General features: G+C 35.9%; 5 protein-coding genes. 4 read left to right on the top strand and 1 reads right to left on the bottom strand.

What is annotated here, in order from left to right:
• The first annotated feature begins 137 nt into the window (after positions 1 to 137).
• Both AC3AX0_RS01510 and AC3AX0_RS01505 read left to right on the top strand, forming a co-directional pair.
• A complete protein-coding gene (locus tag AC3AX0_RS01510) occupies positions 138 to 683 on the top strand; it encodes a YeeE/YedE thiosulfate transporter family protein (protein WP_487548535.1) in 546 nt (181 codons plus the stop codon).
• Positions 684 to 911: 228 nt separating this feature from the next.
• Complete coding sequence (locus AC3AX0_RS01505; protein ID WP_487548534.1) at positions 912 to 2,138, top strand: FAD-dependent oxidoreductase; 1,227 nt, start codon at positions 912 to 914, stop codon at positions 2,136 to 2,138.
• A gap of 118 nt (positions 2,139 to 2,256) precedes the next feature.
• On the opposite strand, the gene AC3AX0_RS01500 is transcribed toward AC3AX0_RS01505, so the two are convergent.
• Complete coding sequence (locus AC3AX0_RS01500; protein ID WP_487548533.1) at positions 2,257 to 3,801, bottom strand: ArnT family glycosyltransferase; 1,545 nt, start codon at positions 3,799 to 3,801, stop codon at positions 2,257 to 2,259.
• 250 nt (positions 3,802 to 4,051) lie between these two features.
• Between AC3AX0_RS01500 and AC3AX0_RS01495 the strand changes: the two genes are divergently transcribed.
• Together AC3AX0_RS01495 and AC3AX0_RS01490 are read left to right on the top strand one after the other, a co-directional pair.
• On the top strand, positions 4,052 to 4,972 hold the full coding sequence (locus AC3AX0_RS01495) for a sulfurtransferase (RefSeq protein ID WP_487548532.1): 921 nt from the start codon (positions 4,052 to 4,054) through the stop codon (positions 4,970 to 4,972).
• Positions 4,973 to 4,998: 26 nt separating this feature from the next.
• The coding region (locus tag AC3AX0_RS01490; protein WP_487548531.1) for a rhodanese-like domain-containing protein at positions 4,999 to 5,909 on the top strand (911 nt) is incomplete at its 3' end.

Below are 5,909 nucleotides of genomic sequence, written 5' to 3'. Positions count from 1 at the left end.
TACCTGAGTGGGCAAGAAAAGAAGGACACTTTGTTGATATCGAAGAAGTAGATGACGGTGAGTGGGAAATAATCATCGAAAAGGCTAAATAATTAATAGACAGTTATTGATCCACAAATTTAAATGGAGGTGTAGTTTTGGAATTCTTGAAAAAACTTAGAGACAATGTGTTCTTTAAAAAATGGTTCAAAACACCTTATACATATGTAACAGGAGCGATCCTGCTTTCGATTTTTCAAATAATTACATTTGGAATTACAGGAAATCCATGGGGAGTTTCAGGAGTTTTGGCAAACTGGGGAGCCTGGTTGTTTGAAGCAGTAGGTGGAAGTGTTGATAAATGGTATTATTTCAGCAGTGAAGGAGCGCAAAGAACTCTTGAAGCAGGGTTCATGAACCATGCAGGAACTATGAGAAATATAGGTATAATATTTGGAGCACTTTTTGCATCTTTGATGGCTTCACAGTTTAAGATTAAAAAGATTAAATCAAAGAAACAGATAGTGGCTGCCGTTTTAGGTGGACTTTTGATGGGATACGGAGCTAGAATCGCAGGAGGATGTAATATTGGTGCATTGTTTAGCGGAATATCTTCACTTTCCTTCTCAGGATGGGTATTTGCTTTCTTCATGTTCTTCGGAGCAGTTGCAGGAAGCAAGCTACTTGTAAAATACTTTATGTAAGCAAAGCGACTATGTCGCGTTACCCGCTATAGCGGGTATTGCTGCGAAGGAAAGTTTACCTTAACATAAGATTACAACGCATCAAGTAATTTTATAAAATAATAACTTTCTAAAGCAAAGACAAAGCGGATATTGTTTACTAATAAAGAATAATGATGATTATGCTTGCTTAATGCAAGCATAATTAGTACCAATAATTTTTTAAAAAATAATGGAGGTTATATAGATATGGCAAGAGAAAAGAAAGTTGAATATTATGACGTGGTTGTTATAGGAGCGGGTGCTGCAGGACTTACAGCTTCAATCTACAGTGCTAGAGCAAGACTGAAGACATTAATTCTAGAGAAGGCTTTGGTTGGTGGACTTGCAACATATACAAATGAAATTGAGAACTATCCAGGATTTCCAAACAGTCCTAAAGGCGAAGATATAACTAATGAAATGAAGGCTCAGGCAAAGAAAATGGGTGTTAAATTTAAATTGACTGAAGTTCAAAAAGTTGAACTTGAAGGTGAAGAGAAGGTAGTTGAAACTTTCAGAAACAAATATATTGCTAAGACCGTAATTCTTGCAACTGGTGGAAGACCTCGTATTACAAAGGCTAAGAATGAGGAGAATTACCTGTTTGACAAGGGTATATCATTCTGTGCAACATGTGATGCTGCATCAAATACTGACAAGACTGTAGTTGTTATAGGAAGTGGAGATGCAGCTATAGAAGAAGGCATGTTCCTTACTAAGTTTGCAAAGAAGGTTATAGTATCTGTAATGCATGATGAAGGAATTATGGACTGCAATGAAATAGCTAAGGAAGCAGCACTTGCAAATCCAAAGATGGAATTTGTATGGAATTCTGTTGCTGAATCATTTGAAGGTGAAGAACATCTTGACACAGTAGTTCTTAAGGACCTTAAGGCTAACAAGCTTGTACCTGTGAAATGTGACAACTGTTTCGAATTTATAGGATACATTCCAAATACTGAAATGTTCAAGGATCAGATAGATCTTACACCACAAGGATACATTCTTACAAATGACAGAATGGAAACGAATTTAAAAGGTGTATTCTCATGTGGAGACGTTAGAGAAAAATGGCTTAAGCAGGTTGCTACAGCTGTTGGTGACGGAGCTATTGCAGGATTTGCAGCTGAAAAATATATTGCTGAAACTGAAGTGTTTGAAGAGACAATCATGAAGAAAGATAAGAACGGAGCTATTTATGTATACAATGCTATCGAGTCTGAGCAAAGAGAGCTTCTTCCATTGATAGAGGAATTGAATGAAAAGCATAATGCTGATTTCAATTTCTGCAAGATTGATGTTTACAAGTCTGATGGACTTGCTAAGAGGCTTGGAAAAACTGAATACCCATACGTTGCAATCGTTAAGGATGGAAAAGTAGCTGAATATGTTACTGACATCACTGCAGATTCAATACTGGCATCAGTAAAATAATTAAAGTAAATGAAATCCCTGCGAGTATTAACTTACTGCAGGGATTTTTAATTCATATTCAGAGATAACAGAAAGCATGTGTTTTAGAAAAATCCATGTTACTGAGTTTCAGTTTTGATTAGTGTAATACCTTGTAGATTTTAACTGACCATTCCTCGGAATCCATGTACCGCACAATTCTCATTGCATAAGGGCTTGTAAATTCTATTTCAAGTGTGCATTTATCTTCGAGGAAACTGTTCATGTCATTGTAATAATAGTATAGATTGCCATAGACGCCGTTCCATACTGGACGATGATCAAATATGAAGTCCATTTCTTCCGGATAGATTATGTATTCTATGTTGTTTGAATATATGTATTTTTCAAAGGTTATATCATTGTACTTCAAATAGTGCAGGTTTCTATAATCTAAAAGGCTGCCGTTGTCAAAATAGAATTCTGCATTTAGATTGCAAAGAACCTTGTCTTCAGGGGATACTATTTCAGAGATATTGTCAATATAATCCTTGTAGTCGTTGTTAATATATGGATAGATATTGAAAATAGAAAAATAAAATAGTAGAGAGCAGGTGGCCATGGTCATGAGTCTTTTGACATTGGTCCTGTTCACCAGATTGAGATATATGAGCCACATAAAAGGTACCAGGAACACCATGCTTGTTTGATTATATCTGCCTATAACCACGAAGGTTATATTTATTCCAACTATACAAAGGAGAAGCCCTGAAAGATAGTATTCATTTTTATTTCTGACTATGCAGTATAATGCGCCGGCAATTGAAAAAATAAAGATCCAGAACTGAAATTTGATATAGGGTGTATAGTAGGTGCCGCTTACTGAATAATAAAGTTTGAGATAGAAATATTTAAGTGTAGCAAGCTTTGTGGATGAAGTCTCCAGTACTCCAAATTGGTCACCGAAATTTTTATAGTGATATATGAAATCTGAATCAAAGGAGAAACTCAGGATTACAAAGATAGATGCAATGATTCCTGTAACTAGTACATATATTGCCAGTGAAGGTGCTTTTTCTCTTTTGACAACTAATATGTCGTAGAGATAAAGTAATCCGGTCATAGCGGCAATAAAGAGTGCGTTGGGATGAAATCCTATGGCAATACCTGTTAATATAGCAAGAATTAGAGATTTTAGTGTGGAAGAAATACTGGTGTAATAAATGTAATAGCAAAAAAGCATAAGAAAAAGTATTATGATTTCCTGTCTTGCAAAATGAGAAGCATAGATATATTGGATATCCAAAGACAGCACTACAGTTGAAATTAAGGCAAAGCTTAAATCCTTTGTTTTTCTATAGTTGATCAGGTAAAAGATGTAAAGGGCTCCACATGATGAAAGCAATGATACGAGGCGTATTGTGAAAGGGGAGTACCCCAGTAGAAAAATAAAAGCCGATTGAATATAATGAAATATTATTTTTATTCCATGTGGGAATCTTGGATAGGTATTGAAAAAAGTTTCCGTAACAGCCGGTGATCCTGATTCAAGATAATTTCGTGACAATCCGCTTAACCAACTTTCGTCGGAATGGACAAAAGGGAAGTTGTCAAGGAAAAGTATGTTAATTAATAGATAAACAAATATATACAGTAATATGGGGTTTTCTAGGAAATATTTAGCCTTGTTTTTTAATGGGTTCATGTTTTTAACTCCAAAATGTTATATTTAATACTATTATACTAAAAAATGTAGTAATATAAAACTATATTATCTATTCAAATGCTATATTAAAAAATGTGATATCCACAAGTAAACGTTATGATTTATAATTATTGTATATTATTTAACAATCTTCAAGTGAGTATTATTAAACAATCTTGAAACAATCTTGAAACAATCTTGAAACAAATGAAAAACTCGAATCAATAAAATTATGGATGGAGGACGGCATATGCGTAAATTATCGTTATTACTAGTATTATGTATGGTTCTTGTATCTGCAATGGGATTAACTGGATGTGCATCCTATGATTTTGCAGAAACTGATACTGCTGTTGTTTTAGCAGAGGATGCTTTGGCTATGATGGCTGACGGGAACGTAATACTTGTAGATATGCAGGACGAAAGTGATTATAACAAAAATCATGTTGAGAATTCGGTTAACATTCAAAGAAGTGACATTAATGTGAATGAACCATTCAGTAACATGGTAGCTCCAAAGGAAACTATAGAAAATGTAATGGGAAGCAGAGGAATATCAAACGACACAATGGTTATTGCTTATGACAATAAGAATAACATGGATGCATCAAGATTATGGTGGACATTGAAGGTCTACGGACATGACAATGTTAAAGTAGTGAGTGGTGGACTTACAGCATTAGAAGCAGCCGGTGCATCTTGTTCGGATATGGCTTCTGTAATTACAAAAGCTGAATTTACAGCTACTGATTTAAATGAAGATTATATTGCAACCAAAGCAGATATCGAAGCACAGGTAAATGAACCTGATGCAAACATGATGCTAATCGATACAAGATCTTTTGAAGAATTTAATGCAGGAACTATACCAGGGTCCGTACACATTGAATACCTTAAAAATAATCACAATGACAAGACTATAAAGTCTTCAAGAGATATTCAAATCACGTACATTGAAAAAGGACTTGAACCAGAAACGACAGCAGTATTGTACTGCAAGACTTCTATAAGGGGAGCAGAAACTTTTGTTGCCTTATGGAATGCAGGTTACAGAAATATCAAGCTCTATGACGGAGCGTGGGTGGAGTGGAGTGCCGATAAGGATGCACCTTCAGATACACCAGCAGATAATTCTACACCTGTAAACTCAAATAGTCAGGATAATAGTTAAACTATTATTTAAATAAGGAGGAGAACATGAATAAAACATTAAAAAGATTTTTGGTACTATTAACAGTATTAGCTATGGTATTCAGCATGGTGGCTTGTTCACCAGAAACTGAAGCACCAACGGAACCAGAGACACCAGTAGAAACAGAAACTCCAGTAGAACCAGAGGCACCGTCGGAAGACGTATTAGCGGATGCGGTTAACGCTTACTTTGCTGAAATGCCAGATGGTATCTACAAGATCAAGCAAGATGCTTTCCTTGACAAGGTTGCAGAAGGCGAAGATATGTTCATTCTTGATATCAGACAAGCTGATGCTTACGCTGCAGGACACGTAAAGGGCGCTGTAAATGCACCTTGGGGACCTGCAATAGCTGAAAACTTGAAATTTATACCTCAAGACAAAACAGTTTATGTATACTGCTATTCAGGACAAACTGCAGGACAGGCTGTAATGACACTGAATGCTGCAGGAATTAATGCTATATCTGTAAACCTGGGATTCAACTTTGGTATATCTAAAGTTGATGGTTATGAAGCATTCCTTGAAATGGATGCTAATGAATTTGGCGCTGACGAGTACGAAGTGACACCTGAAATCCAGGACGCTTTGACTGCATACTATGCAGGACTTGCTGATGTAAAAGGTACTACTTTTGGTAATTACAAGATCTCTGAAGCTAGCTTGAGAGAAATGATGGACAACATGGATGATAGTATTTATATTCTTTCTATCAGAAGTGAAGCTGATTATGCAGAAGGACACATTGCAGGTGCTGAGCAAATGGCATTTGGAGCTGGAATGCAGGAAAACTTTGCAGACCTTCCAATGGACAAGAAAATTGTTGTTTATTGCTATACAGGACAAACTGCAGGTCAAACTACTGCAGGATTGAGACTATTGGGATACGATGCTGTTTCACTTAATGGTGGAATGGG

This window comes from Dethiosulfatibacter sp., from assembly GCF_983023055.1.
This window is presented reverse-complemented; position numbering and strand designations above follow the sequence as displayed.

Coding starts and splice junctions, on each gene's coding strand:
- AC3AX0_RS01505 (WP_487548534.1), top strand. CDS start 912: ATGGCAAGAGAAAAGAAAGTTGAATATTATGACGTGGTTGTTATAGGA.
- AC3AX0_RS01500 (WP_487548533.1), bottom strand. CDS start 3,801: ATGAACCCATTAAAAAACAAGGCTAAATATTTCCTAGAAAACCCCATA.
- AC3AX0_RS01495 (WP_487548532.1), top strand. CDS start 4,052: ATGCGTAAATTATCGTTATTACTAGTATTATGTATGGTTCTTGTATCT.